General features: G+C 67.7%; 21 protein-coding genes. 11 read left to right on the forward strand and 10 right to left on the reverse strand.

Going from position 1 to position 19,793, the window contains the following annotated elements; genetic code table 11:
• The first annotated feature begins 51 nt into the window (after positions 1–51).
• The 3 genes from ACLJOO_RS28010 to ACLJOO_RS28020 are packed head-to-tail and all read left to right on the forward strand — an operon-like array spanning position 52 to position 2,487.
• Positions 52–477 (forward strand): MarR family winged helix-turn-helix transcriptional regulator, encoded by a 426-nt coding sequence (locus tag ACLJOO_RS28010; protein ID WP_410790386.1) that lies wholly within the window; start codon positions 52–54, stop codon positions 475–477.
• Complete coding sequence (locus ACLJOO_RS28015) at positions 474–1,664, forward strand: epoxide hydrolase family protein (protein ID WP_410790387.1); 1,191 nt, start codon at positions 474–476, stop codon at positions 1,662–1,664. The genes ACLJOO_RS28010 and ACLJOO_RS28015 overlap by 4 nt, the downstream gene beginning before the upstream one ends.
• A gap of 37 nt (positions 1,665–1,701) precedes the next feature.
• Entirely contained in the window at positions 1,702–2,487 is a 786-nt protein-coding gene (locus ACLJOO_RS28020; RefSeq protein ID WP_410790388.1) for an SDR family NAD(P)-dependent oxidoreductase, read from the forward strand.
• A gap of 4 nt (positions 2,488–2,491) precedes the next feature.
• On the opposite strand, the gene ACLJOO_RS28025 is transcribed toward ACLJOO_RS28020, so the two are convergent.
• The gene (locus ACLJOO_RS28025; RefSeq protein ID WP_410790389.1) at positions 2,492–2,776 is read right to left on the reverse strand and encodes a hypothetical protein; all 285 of its coding nucleotides are present in this window, start codon (positions 2,774–2,776) and stop codon (positions 2,492–2,494) included.
• A 9-nt stretch (positions 2,777–2,785) separates the two neighbouring features.
• Positions 2,786–3,553 (reverse strand): helix-turn-helix domain-containing protein, encoded by a 768-nt coding sequence (locus ACLJOO_RS28030; RefSeq protein WP_410790390.1) that lies wholly within the window; start codon positions 3,551–3,553, stop codon positions 2,786–2,788.
• A 78-nt stretch (positions 3,554–3,631) separates the two neighbouring features.
• On the opposite strand from ACLJOO_RS28030, the gene ACLJOO_RS28035 reads away from it, so the two are divergent.
• The gene (locus tag ACLJOO_RS28035; RefSeq protein ID WP_410790391.1) at positions 3,632–3,952 is read left to right on the forward strand and encodes a nuclear transport factor 2 family protein; all 321 of its coding nucleotides are present in this window, start codon (positions 3,632–3,634) and stop codon (positions 3,950–3,952) included.
• An 11-nt stretch (positions 3,953–3,963) separates the two neighbouring features.
• Here the strand turns inward: ACLJOO_RS28035 and ACLJOO_RS28040 are convergent, their stop codons facing one another.
• Positions 3,964–4,767 (reverse strand): AraC family transcriptional regulator, encoded by an 804-nt coding sequence (locus tag ACLJOO_RS28040; RefSeq protein ID WP_410790392.1) that lies wholly within the window; start codon positions 4,765–4,767, stop codon positions 3,964–3,966.
• 85 nt (positions 4,768–4,852) lie between these two features.
• Between ACLJOO_RS28040 and ACLJOO_RS28045 the strand changes: the two genes are divergently transcribed.
• Positions 4,853–5,611 (forward strand): phytanoyl-CoA dioxygenase family protein, encoded by a 759-nt coding sequence (locus tag ACLJOO_RS28045; RefSeq protein WP_410790393.1) that lies wholly within the window; start codon positions 4,853–4,855, stop codon positions 5,609–5,611.
• Positions 5,612–5,615: 4 nt separating this feature from the next.
• On the opposite strand, the gene ACLJOO_RS28050 is transcribed toward ACLJOO_RS28045, so the two are convergent.
• The 5 genes from ACLJOO_RS28050 to ACLJOO_RS28070 all read right to left on the reverse strand — a co-directional run bounded on the left by ACLJOO_RS28050 (position 5,616) and on the right by ACLJOO_RS28070 (position 12,173).
• Positions 5,616–7,490 (reverse strand): dipeptide ABC transporter ATP-binding protein, encoded by a 1,875-nt coding sequence (locus tag ACLJOO_RS28050; protein WP_410790394.1) that lies wholly within the window; start codon positions 7,488–7,490, stop codon positions 5,616–5,618.
• Positions 7,491–7,493: 3 nt separating this feature from the next.
• Positions 7,494–8,399, reverse strand: a complete 906-nt coding sequence (locus ACLJOO_RS28055; protein WP_410790395.1) for an ABC transporter permease — start codon at positions 8,397–8,399, stop codon at positions 7,494–7,496.
• On the reverse strand, positions 8,396–9,385 hold the full coding sequence (locus ACLJOO_RS28060) for an ABC transporter permease (protein WP_410790396.1): 990 nt from the start codon (positions 9,383–9,385) through the stop codon (positions 8,396–8,398). The genes ACLJOO_RS28055 and ACLJOO_RS28060 overlap by 4 nt, the downstream gene beginning before the upstream one ends.
• Positions 9,386–9,389: 4 nt before the next feature.
• Complete coding sequence (locus ACLJOO_RS28065) at positions 9,390–11,051, reverse strand: ABC transporter substrate-binding protein (RefSeq protein WP_410790397.1); 1,662 nt, start codon at positions 11,049–11,051, stop codon at positions 9,390–9,392.
• Between the two features lie 135 nt (positions 11,052–11,186).
• A complete protein-coding gene (locus ACLJOO_RS28070) occupies positions 11,187–12,173 on the reverse strand; it encodes a LacI family DNA-binding transcriptional regulator (RefSeq protein WP_410790398.1) in 987 nt (328 codons plus the stop codon).
• 126 nt (positions 12,174–12,299) lie between these two features.
• On the opposite strand from ACLJOO_RS28070, the gene ACLJOO_RS28075 reads away from it, so the two are divergent.
• Positions 12,300–14,486: a beta-galactosidase gene (locus ACLJOO_RS28075; RefSeq protein ID WP_410790399.1), complete on the forward strand. Its 2,187-nt coding sequence runs from the start codon at positions 12,300–12,302 to the stop codon at positions 14,484–14,486.
• A 21-nt stretch (positions 14,487–14,507) separates the two neighbouring features.
• Positions 14,508–15,731: a glycoside hydrolase family 1 protein gene (locus ACLJOO_RS28080; protein ID WP_410790400.1), complete on the forward strand. Its 1,224-nt coding sequence runs from the start codon at positions 14,508–14,510 to the stop codon at positions 15,729–15,731.
• Here the strand turns inward: ACLJOO_RS28080 and ACLJOO_RS28085 are convergent.
• On the reverse strand, positions 15,728–16,588 hold the full coding sequence (locus ACLJOO_RS28085; protein WP_410790401.1) for a phytanoyl-CoA dioxygenase family protein: 861 nt from the start codon (positions 16,586–16,588) through the stop codon (positions 15,728–15,730). The genes ACLJOO_RS28080 and ACLJOO_RS28085 overlap by 4 nt on opposite strands.
• Before the next feature lie 172 nt (positions 16,589–16,760).
• On the opposite strand from ACLJOO_RS28085, the gene ACLJOO_RS28090 reads away from it, so the two are divergent.
• Positions 16,761–17,072 carry a hypothetical protein gene (locus ACLJOO_RS28090; RefSeq protein ID WP_410790402.1) on the forward strand — a complete coding sequence of 104 codons (312 nt, stop codon included), beginning with the start codon at positions 16,761–16,763 and terminating at the stop codon, positions 17,070–17,072.
• Positions 17,073–17,189: 117 nt separating this feature from the next.
• Positions 17,190–17,606: an alpha/beta hydrolase gene (locus ACLJOO_RS28095; protein WP_410790403.1), complete on the forward strand. Its 417-nt coding sequence runs from the start codon at positions 17,190–17,192 to the stop codon at positions 17,604–17,606.
• A 227-nt stretch (positions 17,607–17,833) separates the two neighbouring features.
• Here ACLJOO_RS28095 and ACLJOO_RS28100 read toward each other — a convergent pair whose 3' ends face one another.
• The gene (locus ACLJOO_RS28100) at positions 17,834–18,175 is read right to left on the reverse strand and encodes a hypothetical protein (protein WP_410790404.1); all 342 of its coding nucleotides are present in this window, start codon (positions 18,173–18,175) and stop codon (positions 17,834–17,836) included.
• A gap of 247 nt (positions 18,176–18,422) precedes the next feature.
• On the opposite strand from ACLJOO_RS28100, the gene ACLJOO_RS28105 reads away from it, so the two are divergent.
• On the forward strand, positions 18,423–18,662 hold the full coding sequence (locus tag ACLJOO_RS28105) for a hypothetical protein (protein WP_410790405.1): 240 nt from the start codon (positions 18,423–18,425) through the stop codon (positions 18,660–18,662).
• Positions 18,663–18,818: 156 nt separating this feature from the next.
• Positions 18,819–19,787, forward strand: a complete 969-nt coding sequence (locus ACLJOO_RS28110) for a recombinase family protein (RefSeq protein ID WP_410790406.1) — start codon at positions 18,819–18,821, stop codon at positions 19,785–19,787.
• The last annotated feature ends 6 nt before the right edge of the window (positions 19,788–19,793 follow it).

The following is a 19,793-nucleotide window of genomic DNA, read 5'->3' on the forward strand; positions in this document are numbered from 1 at the left end:
AGTCGGCCGCGACCCACTGACGCACTGGGCACGGAGGAGAGGTGCGGCGGCATGCTGGACGTCGATCGGTTGACCACGGTTATCGAGGACTTCAACACGATCTTCATCCGCCTCCCGTCCGTACGGCGGCTCAACTTCTCGGCGCTCTCGGTCCTGCACACGCTCCACCGGCGCGGACCGTTGCGCCTCACCGGTCTGCTGGCGACCGAGCAACTGACGCAGCCCGCCCTGACCAGCCTGGTCGCGAAACTCGAGCAGGACGGTCTCGTCCAGCGCCACCCCGACCCCGCCGACGGCCGCGCCAGCCTGCTCTCCCTGACCCGCACCGGCCAGGAGCTCGTCCGATCCCGCCACACGAACCGGGTCGCGAAACTGACCGCGCTCGTCGAGCAACTCACCCCCGACGAGCGCGCAGTACTCGCGGGCTCGATCGACGTACTCCACCGCCTGACCGCACTCGCTGAGGACACCCCATGATCCCCACCCCCATCGCCGTACCCGACGAGGTCCTCGACGACCTCCGCCGCCGCCTGCGCGCGACGAAGTGGCCGCGTGACGCCGGTAACGACGACGGTTTCTACGGCGTACGTCGTACCCGCCTGCAGCCGCTCGTCGAGTACTGGGCGGACGGTTTCGACTGGCGCGCGGCCGAGCGGGCGATCAACGCGTACGACCACTACCGGGTCGACGTCGGCGACGTACCGGTGCACTTCCTGCGCCGGCCGGGCGTCGGTCCACGGCCGATCCCGTTGATCCTGAGCCACGGCTGGCCGTGGACGTTCTGGCACTGGTCGAAGGTGATCGACCGGCTCGCCGACCCCGCGTCGTACGGCGGTGATCCGGCGGACGCGTTCGACGTGATCGTCCCGTCGTTGCCCGGGTTCGGGTTCTCGACGCCGACCCGGGTCGACATGAACTTCTGGAAGATCGCCGACGTCTGGCACGAACTGATGACGGGCGTCCTCGGGTTCCCGAAGTACGCCGCGGCCGGCTGTGACGTCGGCGCGCTGGTGACGGGGCAGCTCGGCCACAAGTACGCCGATGAGCTCTACGGGATCCACATCGGGTCGGCGCTGAAACTCACGTTCTTCAACGGCGACCGCGGCTGGGACCTGAGCGGCGGCAACCCGATCCCAGAAGGCCTGCCACCGCAGATCCACGATCGAATCGTCGAACTCGAACGCCGCTTCGCCGCCCACCTCGCGACCCACGTCCTCGACCCGAGCACGCTCGGCTTCGGTCTCGCCGACTCCCCCGCCGGCATGCTCGCGTGGATCCTGGAACGCTGGCAGAGCTGGTCGGAGGGCGACAAGGCGTTCACCGACGACGACCTGCTCACCCACGCGACGATCTACTGGGCGGGCAACGCGATCGACACCTCGATCCGCACGTACGCCAACAACAACCGCTACCCGTGGACGCCGTCCCACGACCGTACGCCGGCGATCGAGGCCCCGACCGGCATCACGTTCGTCGGCCACGAGAACCCGCCCGGTGTCCACACGCCCGAGGAACGCGTCCAGAACTTCCTCGCGAGCGACCGCGCCGCTTGGTACAACCACACCAACATCACCGCCCACCCGAACGGCGGCCACTTCATCCCGTGGGAAGTCCCAGCCGAGTGGACCGACGACCTCCAACGGACGTTCCGTCCCCTGCGCTGACCCGGCTCGGGCTTGACCGCGACGTACGGTGGAGGTTGTGCAGACGATTCTGATCACCGGTGGGACAGATGGCCTGGGACGCGAACTGGCACTCCGTCTCGGGACGGCGGGAGCTCGCGTACTGATCCACGGACGCGACGCGGCCCGCGCCGAGCGCGTGCGGGCCGGCATCCTTGCCGCGGGCGGTCCCGAACCCGAGATACTGCTGGCCGATCTCGCCGATCTCCACCAGGTCGACAAGTTTGCCGACAGCATCGACAGCGAGCTCGACGTACTGGTCAACAACGCGGGCATCGGCGGCGGCAGGCCTGGTACGGCACGTGAGGTAACCGCCGACGGCATCGAACTGCGGTTCGCGGTCAACTACCTCGCCGGCTACCACTTGACACGGCGCCTGCTACCGCGACTGGTGCCCACCGGCCGGATCGTCAACGTGGCTTCGGCCGGTCAGCAGGAGATCGACTTCGAGGATCCGATGATGGAGCGCGGCTGGGACGGATTCTCGGCGTACCAGCGGAGCAAGCTGGCGCAGATCATGTTCACCATCGACCTCGCGGCGGAACAGTCCATCGTGGTGAATTCGTTGCACCCAGCAACATTCATGGACACTACGATGGTGAACGAAAGCGGCGTCAGCCCGATCAGCAGCGTCACCGAGGGCGCCGACGCGACGATGCGCCTGATCACCGCACCGGACCTGCCGACCGGACGCTACTTCAACGGCCTCCGCGAGGCCCGCGCCAACGAGCAAGCCTACGACGCCCACGCCCGCGAACGCCTCCGCACCCTCTCGGACAACCTGATCACGACAGCTTTGCGGTAACCGATCAGGTCCAGTAGACCGGGCTCCCGATCTCGACCGAGGCGCTGAAGATCCTCCTCAGCGCCTCGACAGTCCCGGCGAAGTCCTCCGGGTGGTACTCCATGTCCACGTGACGGCAGCCGTCGCAGGTCCACGCGTCGAACTCGCGCCAGAGCACCTCATTCCCGTCGTACGGCAAAGTCAGGTCCAGCATGCCGTCGGTTCGGTGGATGTCCGCCCGGGGAGCCGGTGGCTCCTCGGTACGGCCGTCTTCCCAGCAGCGGCACGGCACGAACGCGTCCATACCCATGGGTGGAGCTTAGCGCCGGAAGAATTCGGCGGTTGCGGGGTCGGCCGGGAGGTAGGTTTCGACGGCGATCTCCTCGAGGGTGATGTCGAACGCGGTGCCGAACGTGGTGATGGTGCTGAGGAACGCGAGGTCTACCCCGCGGTGCCGGATGTGGATCGGGAGGGCGATGTCGGCAGGGTCCGGCGGCGTGGTGTCGACGGGGCCGTGGGCAACGAGTTCGTCGTACAGCTGATGGAGTTCGGGGTCGCCGGACGCCGCGGCCTGGCGGGCGAGGCGGGGCAGGAGGTACCCGCGAACCTGCTCCAGGTTGCGGATCCGGGATCCCAGACCGTCCGGGTGCAGGCCCAGGCGCATGAGGTTGATCGGTGCCGTGAGCAACTTCTTGTCGACGCCGGCCAGGAATGCGTTGAAGGAGTCGTTCGCCAGCAGCAGGTTCCAGCGACGGTCGACGGCGACGGCCGGGTACGGCGCGTGCGCCCGGACGAACTGTTCGAGCGCCGCGCGGACCCGCGTCATGTCCGGATCGTCCAGCGGCGTCTGCCGGTACACGGGCGCGTGACCGGCCGCGACCAGCAACCGGTTGCGTTCCCGCAGTGGTACGCCGAGCTGCTCGGCGAGGTGCAGCACCATCGCACTGCTCGGAATCGTCCGCCCGGTCTCGACGAAACTCACGTGCCGCGACGACACGTCCGCCTGGATCGCCAGATCGAGCTGACTCAACTTCCTCCGCCGCCGCCACTCCCGCAACAGCTCGCCCACCGGCCTGTCGTCATTCACACCAATGAGTATCCCGACCCGCGCCATGACAGGGCAGGTAATCGACAGCACCGCACCGGCGAGCGCACCGTCGTACGCATGACGATCAAGCAGCTCACCCTGCACGCCTTCCAGGAATTCGCCAACGGCAACCTCGACCCGCTGCGCCCACTCCTCCACGAGAACTTCATCGAACACAGCCCCGGCAACCCCTCCGGCCGCGACGCCTTCCTCGATTTCATCGCCCAATCCCCGGTCGCCAACGCCAAACTCGACCTACAACGCGTCATCGCCGACGACACCCACGTAGTCGTCCACTACCTGATGACCACCCCCGACTCCACCCAGTCCGTAGTCGACATCTGGCGCTTCGAGGGCAACCAGATCGTCGAACACTGGGACGTCGTACAACAGGTCTGAACCGGATCAGGTCACCGGGCGGTTCGGTAGGCGGTTGGTGAGGCGCCGTAGCGGGTGCGGAAGCGGCGGGAGAGGTGGAACTCGTCGGAGAAGCCGATTCGGCGGGCGATTTCTCGGCAGGTCAGGTTGGTTGCTCGTAGCAGGGTTGCTGCGGCCTCTAGCCGCCGGTCGTTGCGGAAGGCCAGTGGTGACCTGCCGAAGCGGTCCCGGAACACTCGCCGGAAGCGGTCGTACTCGAGATTGAGCTGGGCGGCGACGTCGCGCATCTCCAGGCGGCGTGGCAGGTCCTCGCTGAGCAGTCGCGCCGCCTGGTCCCAGAGAGCTGTCTCGTTGTCGACGGACGGGGCCAGCGCACCGGACAGCCAGCCCGCGAGTGCCCAGATCTGCTGCTCGGCCCCCGATTGCGGCGGTGCGCTGCGGAGCAGCAGCGCCAGGTCAGCCGGACGGACACCACGCACCAGCGGCCGGGGACCCGACCAGGTCAGCCGACCGGTCTGGCGCAACAGGTCGAACGCCGGCCCTTCGACAACCGCGAACCATTCACTCCAGCGCTGACCGGGGCGGGTGCCGTACCAATGCTGCTCGCCGGGCAGCACCACCGTCAGCGAAGGTGCGACGATCGGTTCGGTGCGCCGATCGGCATGACGGTAGAAGCCGGTACCGGCGGTGACGAGTGAGATGACCGTGCCCGGCAGTGCGCGCAGCGGCTCGGGCACGAACGGTTCGTCATTGGAGACCTCCCCGGCCAGTAGCACTCTGCCGAACGGGGTCGGGCCCTGGTCCGACATCGTGATCCGCTGGTAGCCGCCCGTCATGAGTTCGACCTCCGTGCCAAAACGTGCATCGAACGGCCACCGCGAGCATTCCGGGACCTGCTCATGGTTTGCCAGAGTGATCATCATGACGCAAACCGAGAAAACCCAGCTGGTCAGCGACGAGCAGATTGCCCAGTACGTCGACGAGGGCTACTTCGTCCTGGAGAGCGTGATCGGCCCCGAGGACCTGGAGTTGTTGCGCAGTGCCGCGCAGTTCTCCATCGATCGTCTCGACGCCGCCATGGATGCCGCCGGGGTGGACCGGATCGGCATCAACGCCAAGGGCAAGCGGTACTTCAGCAACATGATCTACCAGCAGCGCCCAGAACTGCGGAGCTTCATCTTCGGCCCGATCATGGAGCAGATCTGCCGCCGGGTGCTCGGCGAGAACGCCTACCTGTTCTGGGAGCAGTACGTGATCAAGGCGGGCGATCCCGACACCACGTTCGCCTGGCACCAGGACTCGGGGTACGTGCACGAGAACCACACGCCGTACCTGACCTGCTGGATCGCACTCGACGACGTGACCGAGCAGAACGGGTCGGTCTACCTGCTGCCGTACAGCCGCTCGGGCATCAAGTCCTACATCAAGCACGTCCCGATCGAGACCGGTGACCGGGTCTGCTACTTCGGCTCCGATCCCGGGATGCCGGTGATCGTCCCGGCCGGGTCGATCGTCTGCTTCTCCAGCACGGTGATCCATCGCAGCGGAGCGAACCTGACCGACAAGCTGCGCCAGGTCTACCTGCTGCAGTACTCCCCCGAGGTGATCATGAACGCCGACGGTACGGCGCCGCACGGCTCCTTCGAGCCGTTCCTGGTCGACGGCGAGGTCGCGTCCTGAGTGTTCAGTCGCGGGTTGCGGCGAACGGGTTCGGGATGGCATCGAGCAGCAGCCGGGTGTAGTCGTCCTGGGGCGAACGGATCACGTCCAGAGAGGGTCCCTGCTCGACCACCTTGCCTTCGTTGAGTACGACGACCTCGTCGCAGAGCATCCGGGCACTGAGCAGGTCGTGGGTGATGTAGAGGATGCCGACGTTGCGCTCGTGCACCAGCTTGTCGAACAGTTCGAGCACCTCGGCCCGGATCGACACGTCGAGGCTGGAGATCGGCTCGTCAGCGACGATCAGCTCGGGTTCGACCGCCAATGCGCGAGCGATCACGACTCGTTGTCGCTGGCCGCCGGACAGCTCGTGCGGATAGCGATTGACGAACCGCCCTCCCGGGGACAGCGCCACCGTCTCCAGCAGCTCGATCACCCGTTCCCGGAGCTGGGTACCGTGCAGGTGCTGGAAGTTGATCAACGGTCGGGCCAGTGTGGCGCCGAGGGTCTTCGTCGGATTCAGCGCCGAGTACGGATCCTGGAACACCATCTGGACACTGCCGCGATAGCTCCGCAGCCGGCGGCCGCGCATCCGCGCGACGACCTGGTCGCCATCGGAGCCGTGGAAGGTGATCTGGCCCGAGGTCGGCGCGTCGACCCCGGTGATCATCCGGGCGAGCGTCGACTTGCCGCTGCCGCTCTGCCCGACCAGGGCCGTCACGCCGCCACGGTGGAGTACGAAGTTCGCCCCGGTCACCGCCTCGGTCCGGACGGCGCGCAGTCCCTGCCTGCGAACGTAGGTCTTGGACACGTTGTCGACCGTGACCAGGGGCCGGCTCCGGTCCGCGGCCGACTCGACGGACGACTTCACGAACTGCGGACCGGCGAAGGTGCGGACCGGCGGCCCGACCTCCAGGGCGATCCCGTTCTCGGCGACTCCGCGCTGGGCGGCCGCGACGTGACACGCCACCAGAGCGTCACTGACGGCTGACTGCACGGGCTCGATCTCGGTACAGGCATCCACCCGCTCCGGACACCGCGCAGCGAACGCACACCCGACGGGCCGATGCGCGAGATCCGGCGGCCGACCCGGGACGTAGGTGATCCGTACGGTCTCCGCACGAGGATCGCCGTACGATCCCAGCAATCCCTTGGTGTACGGGTGCAGCGGATCGTGGAGCAGTTGCCGGGTCGCCTGCTCCTCGGCGAGCTTGCCCGCGTACATCACCATGGTCCGGTCGGAGAGATCGAGAACGGTGCCGAGGTCGTGGCTGATGAAGAGCACCGCGAAGCCGAGCTCTGCCTGCAACCGCCGGACGTTCTCCAGGATGCTGTGCTGTACGACGACGTCCAGCCCGGTCGTCGGCTCGTCGAGTACGACGAACCTCGGCCCGATCGCCAGCGCCAGGGCCAGGTTGATCCGCTGCCGCATCCCGCCGGACAGTTCGTGCGGGAACGCGGTCATGAACTTCGGGTCGATCAGGACCATATCGAACAGGGTCCTGATCCGCTCGGTCACCTCCCGGCCGCGCAACGACGTGTGGCACTGGATGACGTCGGCGAACTGCGCCTCGACCCGGGCCACCGGGTTGAGGGAGTTCATGCTGCTCTGGAAGACCGTCGAGATCTCGCGCCACCGGTACTTCCGTAACTCGTCCTGGCTGAGGTGAGCGATGTCGGTACCGTCGAAGGTGATAGACCCGCCGGTGATCCGTCCCGGCCGTTCGAGCAACCTGAGCACGGCCATGCCGACCGTGGTCTTGCCCGAACCGGACTCGCCGATCAGGCCCACGAACTCACCGTCGTCGATGCTGAAACTGAGCTGACTGACCGCGTCGACCGCGGTCCGCTGCTTGGGTTCATACCGGATCGACAGATCACGTACGTCGAGGAGCGCCATGTCTCAGTCCTCCCTGAGGTGCGGATTGCTGAGCAGATCGATGCCGAAGTTGATGAACGCCATCGACGTGATCAGGATCGCCAGCACCAGACCCGGGACGAACACCCAGGCGAACAGGCCCTGCGAGATCGCGCCGGCGGCGTCGGCCTGGTACAGGATCGTTCCCCACGACACCGAGTCGCTGCTGCCGAGTCCCAGTACCGCGAGCCCTGCCTCCGCGCCGATCGCACCGGTGGCCGCACCAACGAACGCGGCCGCGACGAGCGAGGTCATGTTCGGCAGGATCTCGGAGAAGATGATCCGCAACGTGCGGTCGCCGGAGAACTTCGCCGCGGTGACGAAGTCCCGGTTCCGCAGTGTGATGATCTGGGCCCGCTTCGCCCGCGCGGAACCGGCCCAGGACGTGATCGCGATGACCCCGACGATCAACGGGATGCCGCGGGTACTGGAGTAGGCGACCAGCGTGATGATCAACGGCAGCACCGGGATGACCAGCGCGGTATTGGTGAGGAAGGTCAGTACGTCGTCGACGACGGTACCTTCCGCGTAGCCGGAGACCAGTCCGATCAGGAGCGCGATCGCGGTGGCCAGCAACCCGCCGAGCAACCCCACGATGAGTGAGACCCGACTGCCGTAGATCACCTGGGAGAACACGTCGACGCCGCCCACGTTGGTGCCGAGCAGATGCTGCGCCGACGGTCCGGTCAACGGTGTGAACGAACCATCCGTCGGCGCGTACGGCGCGATCACCGGAGCCAGCAGCGCTACCAGGACATAGATCGCCACGATGACGATCCCGACCCGGGCCTTCTTGCTGCTCCACACCACCCGGTACCAGCGGTCTGCGACATCGGTGCCTGCGGCCACTACCTGTTCCTCGGGCAGTACCGCGTTCTGTGTACTGCTCATGCGGCTGCCCTCCTGGCACGCGGATCGAGGATGCCGTACAGCAGGTCGGCGATCAGGTTGGCCACCAGCGTCACGACCGCGGTCAGCAGCATCAGGCCCTGCAACAGCGGGTAGTCCTTGATGCCGACCGCTTCTCCCATCAGCCGGCCGAGGCCGGGATAGTCGAAGACGGTCTCCACCAGGATCGTCCCGCCGAGGACGCCGCCGAGCGCGAGGGCGAACCCGGCGACGCTCGGCAACAGGGCGTTCCGGGCGGCGTACCGCAGCGCGATCATCCGGTCCGGCAGGCCCTTGGCCCGGGCCAGCCGGATGTAGTCCTCGCCGAGGTTCATGATCATCGTGTTCCGCATCCCGAGGATCCATCCGATCGGCGTCACGATCATCAACGTCAGGGCCGGCAGGAACGCGTGCGACAGCGCGTCGTACACGAAGGCGCCGTTGAATCCCGGTGTCGACTCCTGATAGCCGCCGGCCGTCGGGAACCAGCCCAGGCCGTAGCCGAGCCCGTAGATGAGCAGCAGCGCGATCCAGAACGGCTGCAGGGTCCCGACGAAGGTCGAGATCACCGTCACCGCGGTGTCGAACCGGCTGTTCCGCCGCCACGCGGCGAAGGCGCCCAGCAGGACTCCGATGACGAACGACAGGACCTGGACCGTTCCCACCAGGACGACGGTCCACCAGAACGCCTTACCGATCACCTCGGCCACCGAGTACGGGAAGTAGGTGTAGGAGACCCCGAGGTTGCCGTGGATCAGCTGCCCGAGGTAGTGCCAGTACTGACCGAACAGGGAGCCGGAGGGAGAGCCCAGCAGGTCGCGCATGGCGTCCACCTGCGCGAGATTCAGCTGGGCGTTCTTACCGGCGAGGTTCTGCACCATCAGCTCGGCGGGATCCCCCGGCTGCAGCCTGGGGATCATGAAGTTGAGTGTCACGACCGCCCACAGGGTGAGCACGAAGAAGCCGAGCTTGCGCGCGAAGTAGCGCATCGATCTACTTCGACGTCGGTGCGGTCAGGTGCGTGATCCACACGAGCGGCTGGTCCTGCGGATTGGCGTACGGGTCCTCGGCGGTCGGCCAGCCGACGGCGTGATCGGTGCGGTAGATGGCACGGGCCGGGGCGTACAGGATCGGCAGCACCGGGTAGTCGGTCATCATCGCGTCCACCAGCACGCCGACCTGTTCCTTGGTCGCCGCGTCGTCGGTCGCGGCCGCGAGCGCCAGGATCGCCTTGTCGACCGCGGGGTTGGTGTAGCGCTCGACGTTGCCCTTGATCGTGGTCTTGTCCGGAATCTCCGCCGTCGAGACGGTCGCCCCCATGCCGTGTGCGTAGTCACAACCGGCGCCCATGTAGTTGATCATCAGCTGGAAGTTGCCGTTCTTCTTCTGCTGGTCGACGGCCTCCGGCGGCATCTTGTTCTCCTTGATGTCCAGCCCGAGCTTGCGGAAGTTGCTGGTGATCTCGTCGGCCATCGCCTCGTAGTCGATCCAGCCCGCCTGCACCGAGAAGGTGATCTTGATCGGCGATCCGTCGGGGTTCTGCCGCAGACCGTTCGAGCCCTTGGTGTAGCCGGCCGCGTCGAGCAGCTGGTTGGCCTTGGCCAGGTCGAACGGGATCACCGTGCTGTCCGCGGGGTACTTCGCCGGCAGCATGTCCTTCTTCTCCGGCACGGGCAGGCCGGACTGGCTGGCCACCTTCATCAGGCCGTACGTCGCCTTGTCGGTCGCACTCTGCTTGTCCATGCCGTGCGCGAGCGCCTCCCGGAACTTGACGTCGCTGAACGGCTTCTGGGTCAGGTTCGGCGCCAGCACGGTGAGGCCGTTCGGCGCGTACCAGACGTGGTTGGTGTTCGGGTCGTCGGCGACGAACGCCTTCTCCGGGTTGGGAATCTCACCGGAGTAGAAGTCCAGCTCGCCGGTCTTCAGCTTGGCCGCCGCCTGGTTGGCGTTGGTGCTGTAGTCGCCCTCGAGGATCAGTTTCTGGACCTTGATCGTGTCGGCCTGCCAGTAGTCCGGCCGGCGCTCGAGCTCCAGCCGCCGTCCGTTGTAGGAGGCAATCTTGAACGGCCCGGTCGAGATCGGGTTCTTCGAGATGTACTTGGCCGGATCGCCGACCGGCCCGAATTCCTTCTCCGAGACGATCTTCTGGCCGATGAGGTAGGGGAACTTGGTGGCCGCCGGGCCCTCGAACTCGAACGTCACCTTGTCGCCGTCGGCGGTGACCGACTTCGCCTTGGCCCCGAACGTGTCGGCCCAGACGCCGGCCTGATCGAGTGCCGGGTACTTCTTGGTCAGGTTGTAAGTGAAGGCGACGTCCTTCGCGGTGAAGGGCGAGCCGTCGCTCCACTTCACGCCCTGGCGGATCGTGAACACCAGCTTGGCCGGGCCCTCCCAGCTGTAGCCGGTCGCCAGCCACGGGACGACCTTGCAGTTCAGCGAGTTCTGTTGCATCAGCGGCTCGAACAGCCAGGTGCGAACGGTCTGCTGGGGGGCGAACGGGTTGTAGTTGACCAGACCCCCCATCGACGCGTCGGACTCGGTGGCCAGTTTCAGCTCCGGGATCACGCCCGACGCCGCGGCCGACGAATTCCCCTGTTGTTGCTTCTCACCGGCGACGCGACTGCCGGCACACGCCGGCAACGCCAGAACGGCCATCGCCGATACCGCGACTAGAACCCCCCGCCATGACCGCTGCCCCCGTCGGATGCGGAACGAAGTACTTGTCATGACGACACCTCCGTGTGTCAGGTTGCTACCTGGTTCGGATGCTGTACTGGAAGTTGTTTCGATTCAGTCCTGGCAGCCGCAGCTGGCTCTCCGGACCAGCCGCGACGGAAGGACGGTCTCGGGCGCGACGTCCGCACCGTTGATCAGGTCGAGCAGCAGCCGGGTCGCTGTCGCTCCGAGCTCGGCCAGCGGCCGGGCAACTGTGGTGAGACCGGGACTCACCAACGAACTCATCGGGACGTCGTCGACGCCGGTGATCACCAGATCGCCGGGCACCCGCAGGCCGCGTCCCAGAACGGCCATCATCAGACCGAGTGCCGTTTCGTCGTTCCCGCACACGGCACCGTCGTACCCGCCGGCCAGCACCTCGTCGGCGGCCTGCACGCCGTGGGTCTGCTCGAGGCCGGTCCGGAACTGCTTCCCCGGCCGGAGCCCGAGCTCCGCATGCGCGGCCACGAACGCGTCCCAGCGCTCGGTCAGGTCCGGCGAGCCTTCCGGGTTGCCGACGAAGATCAGCTTGCGCAGACCGTGATCAGCCAGCAGATGGCTCACCAGCTCACGGAACGCCTGATGATCCGTCCGTACGACGACCGGCGCCGGATGCGGATCCGGACCGATCATCACCACCGGATGACGGGCCGCCAGTTCCTTGATCACCGCCTTCGGGACGGTACCGCCGTGGATGGCCATCCCGTCGACGCGCCGGGCGACATCGAGCAGTTCGTCAGGCGCTTCGCGCCGGAGGTGGGTGCCGATGACATGAACGCTGACCTGGCGCGGTACGGCGACGCTCTCGACGCCGTTGATCAACTCGGCGAAGTACGGCCCGGACAGGCCCGGGAACACCACCGCCAAGGCCCCGTGGCGCCGGTTGGCCAGCGCCTCCCCGAGGTGGCTGGGCCGGTAGCCGTACTGCTCGATCGCGGCCTGCACCTTGGCCCGGGTCGTGGGTGAAACGCTGCCGACGCCACGGTAGACCCGCGACACGGTGGCGATGGAAACGCCCGCCAGCTTGGCGATCTCGCGCACGCTCATACGGTCGTCGTTCACCGTCGCGCCTCCTTTCCGGACCGGGTAAGGGCTTGCCGGTTTGGGAGTGTAACCGGTTACAATTCCAACCGCCAGAGCTCGTTGCCAGACCCGACCGGAGCGTCACCGCGCCGTTGAAGGAGCCTCATGAGCCCAGCAGCCGCGAGCGACACACGCCCCGGCGACCACCCGCACCGCGGGCAGATCGCGTTGCGATCCGGCCGGATCGAGGTCGACGGGACGCCCACCTTGCTGCTGTCCGGCGAGGTGCACTACTTCCGCCTGCGACGCGACGAGTGGGTCGATCGGCTCACCCAGGCCAGGGACGCGGGACTGGACACCATCGCCAGCTACATCCCCTGGATCTGGCACGAATTGCCGAACGGGGACCTCGACCTCACCGGGCAGACCTGCCCAGAACGGGACCTCCCGGCCTTCATCGACCTCTGCGACTCCCTCGGCCTGCGGTTTCTCGCCCGGCCCGGTCCGTTCGTGATGGCCGAACTGAAGAACGAGGGCATTCCGGACCGGATCTATCGCGAGTATCCGGACGCCCGGCCGACCGGCTGGGACGGCAAGATCGCCAGCACCGAGGACCTCGACTATCACCACCCCGGCTTCCTGACCGAGGCCGAGCGCTGGCTCGGCGCCGTCTTCGAGGTACTGGCGCCGCGGCAGGCGCCGGACGGACCGATCGTCGGCGTCCAGTTGGACAACGAGGTCGGCATGCTCGCCTGGGTGTCGAACACGCCGCATCTGAACGATGGTCCTGAACAGCTCGCGGCGGCCGTCCGGGCCGGTGGCGATCCCGCACGGACACTGGCCTTGCACCACGAGCTCGGGCTCTGGGCGCGGGACGACTTCGCGAGCTACCTGCGGCGCCTCGAGTCCTTCGCCCGTGACCGGGGCATCGCGGTCCCGTTGCTGATCAACGTGCACGGCACCGGCAGCGGGCGCGGTACGACGTTCCCGATCGGGATCAGTCAGCTCGCCCCGGCCTACCGGGGACGCGACGGACTGCTGGCCGGCTCCGACTACTATCTGGGCGAGCTGACCGTCCAGAATGTCGCCGATCTCTATCTGTGCAACGCGATTCTGGCGTGTGTCAACGGGCCGGACCAGCCCGCGTCCTCGTTGGAGTTCGAGGTCGGGACCGGTGACTACGGCGACAACCTGGATGCACTCAGTTCACCGGAGTCCGGCGTACACAAGACACTGCTGACGCTCGGCCAGGGCAATCGGCTGATCAACTACTACCTGCTGACCGGTGGCCGCAATCCGGTCCTCGAGGGCTCTCACAACGACGGCATCCCGCGGATCGCCTTCACCGGTGAGCGTCATGGTTTCGCGGCGCCGATCGATCCGGAGGGACGTACGACGCCAGCGCTCGACGCCCTGGCGAACGTGCTCGAGGAGGTTCGGGCCCACCAGCCGATCCTCGCCACCGGACGGCAACTGACCGACGACGTCGGCTTCGGTTTCGTCGCCGATCACTACCTCACCGAGTACGCCCACCCCACGGCCACGGCCCGCCGCGAGCAGGTCGCCGACGTCGAACGCCATCGCGGCTTCGGCGCCCGGGACGCGCTCGGCCGGGCGATCGTGCTCGGCGGCTATCACGTCGATGCCGTCGACCTGCAGGCGCTCGCCGATCCGGAGTCGGCCTGGGCAGCCGGTACGACCGCGCCCGAGGCACCGCGAACGATCGTGCTCGCCACCCCGCGCACGCTGGGGGCGAAGGTCCAGCGATGGCTCACCGATCACGTACGCAACGGCGGCAACCTGCTGCTGACCGGGCGGTTGCCGGACCGCGATCATGACGGTACGCCGTGCACGGTCCTGGCCGATGCCTTCGATCTGTCGTCGGCCGGTCTGCACATCGACCGGCGCGACGAGTCCGGGCCGTACTGGCCGACGGTGACCGGATCCGTCAGCTTCCCGCTCGACGCCGACCTGCGAGTCAGTACGGCGCAGTTGCTGCAGGCGCCCGCCGACGCCGAGGTGCTGCTCCGCGAAGTCGGGTCCGGGCTGCCGTGCGCGATCCAGGCGCACCTGGGCGCGGGCTCGATGATCTTCGTCGGCTGCGACCTCCCGGCCGCCCACCTCGACCACTGGCACGCGTTGTTCTCGAGGCTCGGCGTCCGGCCGCGGATCGGGATCGATGCCGACCGCAACGGTCTGGTGACGGTGCCGGTGACGTCGGAGCACGGCAACCTGCTGATCGCCGTCAACGTAGCGCCGTACCCGATCAGGGCGTCGATCAGCGTCGACGGACAGCAGGTGCAGCCACCGACCACCTTCCCCGCCCGCGGCCATGCACTGCTGCGGTTCTGAGCCCTCGCCGAAAGGACCTTTATGACTTCCTCGACTCCTGCGCCGCAGAACTTCATCTGGGGTGCCGCGACCGCCGGTCACCAGACCGAGGGCGGCAACACCAACACCGGCCACTGGGTGCTGGAGCACGCCCCGGACACCTGGGCCAAGGAGCCGTCGGGTGACGCCTGCGACTCCTACCACCGGTACGGCGAGGACATCGCCCTGCTGGCGAAGGCCGGCCTGAACGCGTACCGGTTCTCGCTCGAATGGTCCCGCATCGAGCCGGCCAAGGGTGAGGTGTCCCGGGCGCAACTCGACCACTACCGGCGGATGATCGACAGTTGCCGATCAGCCGGCGTCGAGCCGATCGTGACGCTCCAGCACTTCACGGTGCCGCTCTGGCAGCACCAGGAAGGTGGCTGGTACGCCGCCGATGCCGTCGACCGGTTCCGGTTCTTCACCGAGACCGCGACCCGGATCCTCGGCGACGTCACCTGGGTGCTGACCATCAACGAGCCGAACATGATGGTCAACCAGGCCGAGGCGCGGATCGACACCGAGGTCGGGGTGAACTTCCCCGGGCCGTCGCCGCACGCTGCCCAGGTGATCGCCGAGGCGCATCACGCCTCGGTCGAGGTACTGCGCGGCCTCGGCCATGTCCAGGCCGGCTGGTCGATCGCCAACCAGGTCTACCAAGCGGTCCCCGGCCACGAGAAGGATCGCGACGAGTGGGGGTACTGGCGCGAGGACTTCTTCCTCGAGCAGAGCCGCGACGACGACTTCGTCGGCGTGCAGTCCTACCTGCGCACGATCATCGGGCCGGACGGGCCGGTGCCGTTCGCCGAGGGCGTCGAACGCACTCTCACCGGCTGGGAGTACTACCCGGAGGCGCTCGGCCAGGCGCTCCGCCATACCCGCGACGTCACCGGCGGCGTACCGATGATGGTCACCGAGAACGGCATGGCCACCGCCGACGACGCGCGGCGGATCGCCTACACGATGGGGGCATTGAGCGGCCTCGCGGAGGCGATCGACGACGGCTGCGACGTGCGCGGCTACCTGCACTGGTCGCTGCTGGACAACTACGAGTGGGGATCGTACGAGCCGACCTTCGGGCTGATCGCCGTCGACCGCGAGACCTTCGTCCGGACGCCCAAGCCGAGCCTGGCCTGGCTCGGCGACCTGGCCCGTCGCAATGAACTCCCGCGGGTTCCGGAGCGGCCGGAGGCTGCGGCGAACTTCGCCGCAGCCGTGGCCCGCTAGGCCTCGACCATCCCGAAGCCTTGAGTCCGATAGATGTGATCTGACGGCTGCTCGGTGAAGCGCGCGGCCGTGGTCAGCACGGGATGCTCGAAGAACGACTTGCTGCTGGCCGGGAACTCCAGCGGGGTCCCGACCTCGAGCCAGTGGCTGACGTGCACCATGGCGATCATCGGCCGCGGCCGGTCGGTGTGGTTCGGCATCCCCGCGTGCCACAGCCGGACGTCGCGGATCAGCACGCTGCCGCGCCGGAGGGTCGGCTGGATCGGCGCCACGATCCTGCGCCGGGCCTCCAGCGCGTCCAGCGGCACCTCGATGTCACCACCGACACCGACTGTGAGGTCCCGGTGGGTTCCGAGCCAGATCTCGGTGGCGCCGTTCTCGGCCGAGACGTCGACGGTGGGCACGTTCACGACCAGTTGGGCCGGCGGATGCGCGGCCTCCAGGGCGTCGGCCGGCCACAGGTGGCCCATGTCGGCATGCACCGGCTGCCGAGTGTCGCTGGGCAGCGACGTGTTCCCGCTGTACATGACGTTGCGCAGGCCCGGCCCGAGGACCGCCGAGGTCACCGCGATCACCTGCGGATTCAGCAGCACGTCCTCGAACAGGTACGGCTCGAACGGCGGCGGATCCTGCTGGATGTTGCCCGCCGTCCAGTTGTACGGCGCATCGGGCCGAGCCTGGAGCAGCGCCAGATCGCTGATCATGCGTTCATGGAGCGCGTCGAGGTGCTCGAGGTCGACCACGTCGGCCAGGACCACCAGGCCATCGGTCCGCAGCGCATCCAGTGCGGCCTGCAACTTCTCCGGCGCCAGCCCTCCGGCTTCCCGGTCGGATTCTCCAACGTCGATCGTGATCACGGTGCTCCCGTTTCGCTCGCCAACAGGTTCAGTGATGATCACTTTGGCAGCGCCGCCTGCACCGGTGGAATGACTGCCCTGGCAGACCGATGAACGTTCTGGCACGAGCGGGATCGCGCCGTCGCCCACCGTCGTATGATCCACCGACCGGCGACCGGAAGGATTTGTCATCGTGCGTCCACTCGGAGCGGTCTTGGTGTGCGCGGGTCTGGTGCTCGCCGGATGCTCGGAGCCGTCCGCCCCGGAGTCCGCCGGGCCGCCGTCGCCAAGTCAGCCGTCCCAGTCCCCCTCCCCGTCGCCGTCGCCCTCGGTCGAGCTGACCGCGTTGGCTGAGCGGTGCGGTATGGCGGATCAGCAGGCCGCCGCGACTCCACGGGTGGTGAAGGTGAGCAGCGACGTACAGCTGTACTCGGCCGGCGCGGGCGGCGGACGGCTGGGCGTCGTGCTCGTCCATGGCTCGGGATCGCGGGGTATCTGCAACTGAGCCGGCGAGATCGGCTGGCTGGCCAAGGCCGGGCTGAACGTCGTCGGCTACGACCAGACGTGTGTCGGCGCGAGTACGTGTGTCAATGAGGTCCGGCCGGTCGAGGACCTGCTCGCGGTGGTCGCCGACCTTCGTGCGCGCGGAGCCACCCAGGTCGTGGTCGTCGGTGCCTCCGCGGGCGGTTCCATCCCGCTCGTCGCCGCGGCCCGACCCAACTCCGGCATCACCGCCGCCGTCTCCCTGTCCACCGCCGGTCTGTCGACACCTCTCGGCACCGCCGACGCCTCGGACGCGAGCGCCACGTCGGTCGCCCGAACCATCCGCCAGCCCGTCCTGTACGTCCTCGCCCGGGACGACACCGCGTCCACCGTCCCGGAGGTCACGTCGATCAGCAAGGCCACCAAGCGATCCCGCCTGCTGGTCCTGCCCGCGGGCTCCGGCCACGCCCAGGAAGTCCTCTATGCCCCCGGCGGCCAGAGCCCGTCCCCGTTCCGCCAGACGTTCCTCACCTTCCTCCGCACCCCGTCGGCCTAGTGTCCTGAGTGGTCGTGAAACGACGAAGTGCCTGGTCGATGTTGCTCTGACCAGGCACTTCTCGAGGGGTGGAGGTGGCAGGAATCGCACCCGCGTCTTTCGAACGGACCTAGTTGACGGTTGTTGGGTATCGCCGGATCCCTTGCCGCACAGCGATTCAGCCGTTGGGTGCAGTTGACTGACGACGGGGCAAGTTGGTCATTTTGTGGTCGTAAAGTGGTCGCGATTCAGCCGTGGTCCCGGACCATCCGGATGTCGGCCGCCGCTGTGCGTAGTGCTTCTCCGAGCGCCAAGTGCCAGCTCAGCTCGTCGATGGGTACGACGATCTGCTCCGCCGCCTGCACCGCCTCGTCGAGCAGCGCAGCCGGATCCTCGGCGGGGCTGCCGGCGCATGGGTTGTACGGGGTGATGTCGAGCAACTCGCACAGCCGATACCGACTGAACGCCGTCATCGCCCATCGCCCATCAGAGGCAGTCGCCTCCAGGACTTCGACAGCCGCCTCGGCCCGCGTGACAAGCCAGACGACTCGCCGACGAGCATCATCACTCGCGGATTCGCTGTCATTCACAGTCGCACCTTCCGTCGCAGCACTGAGTAGCGTGGTTCGACGCGCACCCTTCGCAGGCGCATACCGACGGCCTATCCGCCGTACCTACCAGAGCTGAACCACAGCCCATCAACGGATGCCGCAGGCAAGCTTTCTCTGTCTTCCTGATGACAACCACGGAGTACGGGCATCAACGCCTGACCCGGCGGCGACTTCCGGGTGACCGACTCAAGATCCTCAGGCTGTACACCTCGCTGGGGACTGTGCATTGGAACGGTCGATTGCCGCTCTGCTCGCCTCGACGCCATGGCAGAGACCTGCCGGTCGCGCGATCGTCTTCTCGTCCGGGTCGCGTGCGACGCTAGTCCAGGCGATCCCCTGGATGGACCGCCCGTACGCCGACCAGATCCGCGCCTCGCTCATGCGGTTCGACCCCGGCAACCGCCGTACCGCCGCCGGCGCTCAGCCGACCGCGCCGGGCGACCCGACACCAGGAGAGCCCACGTGACACTGCCCGGCACCGATGTCGATGTCCGAAGTCGTCTGCACAGATTCAGCGCTCCGAAGTGACGGGTTTGCAGGCGAGTGCCAGTCATTGCGGTGTCCCGGAGTCGTCTGCACTAGCGTCGCGAGCTCGGTGGTTTCGCGAGCTTGGAGACGCAGCTTGGGACAGGACGAGGTATCGGAACGCGGTGTACTGACGGCGTCGGATCAGCTGTGGGAGGCCGCGGTACGGCAGGCCGCGGTGATCAGCCGGCTCGCGGCGTTGGCCGCGGTTGGTGTGACCTCTGTGGACGCGGCGGCTGACGAGCTCGGGCTGTCGCGGCGCCAGGTCTACGTCCTGCTGAGGCGGTGGCGTGCGGGCGGTGGTGTGGTGTCGGATCTGTTGCCGGGCCGGTCCAGCGGCGGCCGCGGTGGGAGCCGGCTGCCTGATGAGGTCGAGGCGATCGTCCGGCAGGTTCTGCAGGCTCGGTACCTGACCCGGCAGCGGCGCTCTGTGGCGGCGGTGTGCCGGGAGATCGCCCGGTTGTGCAGGGTGCGGGGTCTGCAGGTGCCGTCGCGCGGCACCGTGTTGCGCCGGATCGCCCAGCTGGACCCGGCGAGGGCGACCCTGGCGCGGGAGGGGCACGATGCGGCTCGGGCGAAGCGGCCGGCGGGCGGCGTGCCGCCGGAGGTGACCCAACTGATGCAGCAGGTGCAGATGGACCACACGCCGGTCGACGTGATCGTGGTCGACGCCCTCAAAGCCGCCGGGTGCCGGCGGATCTTCGCCGAGAAGAAGTCCGGCCGCAACACCGAACGCCCCGAGCTGGCGGCCGCGCTGGAGTTCATGCGCCCGGGCGACACCCTCGTCGTACCGGCACTCGACCGGCTCTCGCGGTCCCTGCAGGACCTGATCACCACCGTGGCCGACCTGCGCGCCCGCGGCGTCGGGTTCACCTCGCTGCACGAGAACCTCGACACCACCACACCCGGCGGCCGGCTGGTGTTCCACGTGTTCGCCGCGCTCGCCGAGTTCATCCGCGAGCTGATCGTGGCCGGCACCCATGAAGGTCTTGCCGCCGCCCGCGCCCGCGGCCGGGTCGGCGGGCGCCCCACCGTGGTCAACGCCGAGATCATTGCTGCCACGTGATCTGCT

The sequence above is a fragment of the Kribbella sp. C-35 genome, assembly GCF_046549195.1.
Taxonomy (GTDB): domain Bacteria; phylum Actinomycetota; class Actinomycetes; order Propionibacteriales; family Kribbellaceae; genus Kribbella.

Excerpts from the sequence above, each read along its gene's own strand:
- ACLJOO_RS28010 (WP_410790386.1), top strand. The coding sequence starts at position 52 with ATGCTGGACGTCGATCGGTTGACCACGGTTATCGAGGACTTCAACACG.
- ACLJOO_RS28015 (WP_410790387.1), top strand. The coding sequence starts at position 474 with ATGATCCCCACCCCCATCGCCGTACCCGACGAGGTCCTCGACGACCTC.
- ACLJOO_RS28025 (WP_410790389.1), bottom strand. The coding sequence starts at position 2,776 with ATGGGTATGGACGCGTTCGTGCCGTGCCGCTGCTGGGAAGACGGCCGT.
- ACLJOO_RS28035 (WP_410790391.1), top strand. The coding sequence starts at position 3,632 with ATGACGATCAAGCAGCTCACCCTGCACGCCTTCCAGGAATTCGCCAAC.
- ACLJOO_RS28040 (WP_410790392.1), bottom strand. The coding sequence starts at position 4,767 with ATGACGGGCGGCTACCAGCGGATCACGATGTCGGACCAGGGCCCGACC.
- ACLJOO_RS28045 (WP_410790393.1), top strand. The coding sequence starts at position 4,853 with ATGACGCAAACCGAGAAAACCCAGCTGGTCAGCGACGAGCAGATTGCC.
- ACLJOO_RS28050 (WP_410790394.1), bottom strand. The coding sequence starts at position 7,490 with ATGGCGCTCCTCGACGTACGTGATCTGTCGATCCGGTATGAACCCAAG.
- ACLJOO_RS28055 (WP_410790395.1), bottom strand. The coding sequence starts at position 8,399 with ATGAGCAGTACACAGAACGCGGTACTGCCCGAGGAACAGGTAGTGGCC.
- ACLJOO_RS28060 (WP_410790396.1), bottom strand. The coding sequence starts at position 9,385 with ATGCGCTACTTCGCGCGCAAGCTCGGCTTCTTCGTGCTCACCCTGTGG.
- ACLJOO_RS28065 (WP_410790397.1), bottom strand. The coding sequence starts at position 11,051 with ATGGCCGTTCTGGCGTTGCCGGCGTGTGCCGGCAGTCGCGTCGCCGGT.
- ACLJOO_RS28075 (WP_410790399.1), top strand. The coding sequence starts at position 12,300 with ATGAGCCCAGCAGCCGCGAGCGACACACGCCCCGGCGACCACCCGCAC.
- ACLJOO_RS28080 (WP_410790400.1), top strand. The coding sequence starts at position 14,508 with ATGACTTCCTCGACTCCTGCGCCGCAGAACTTCATCTGGGGTGCCGCG.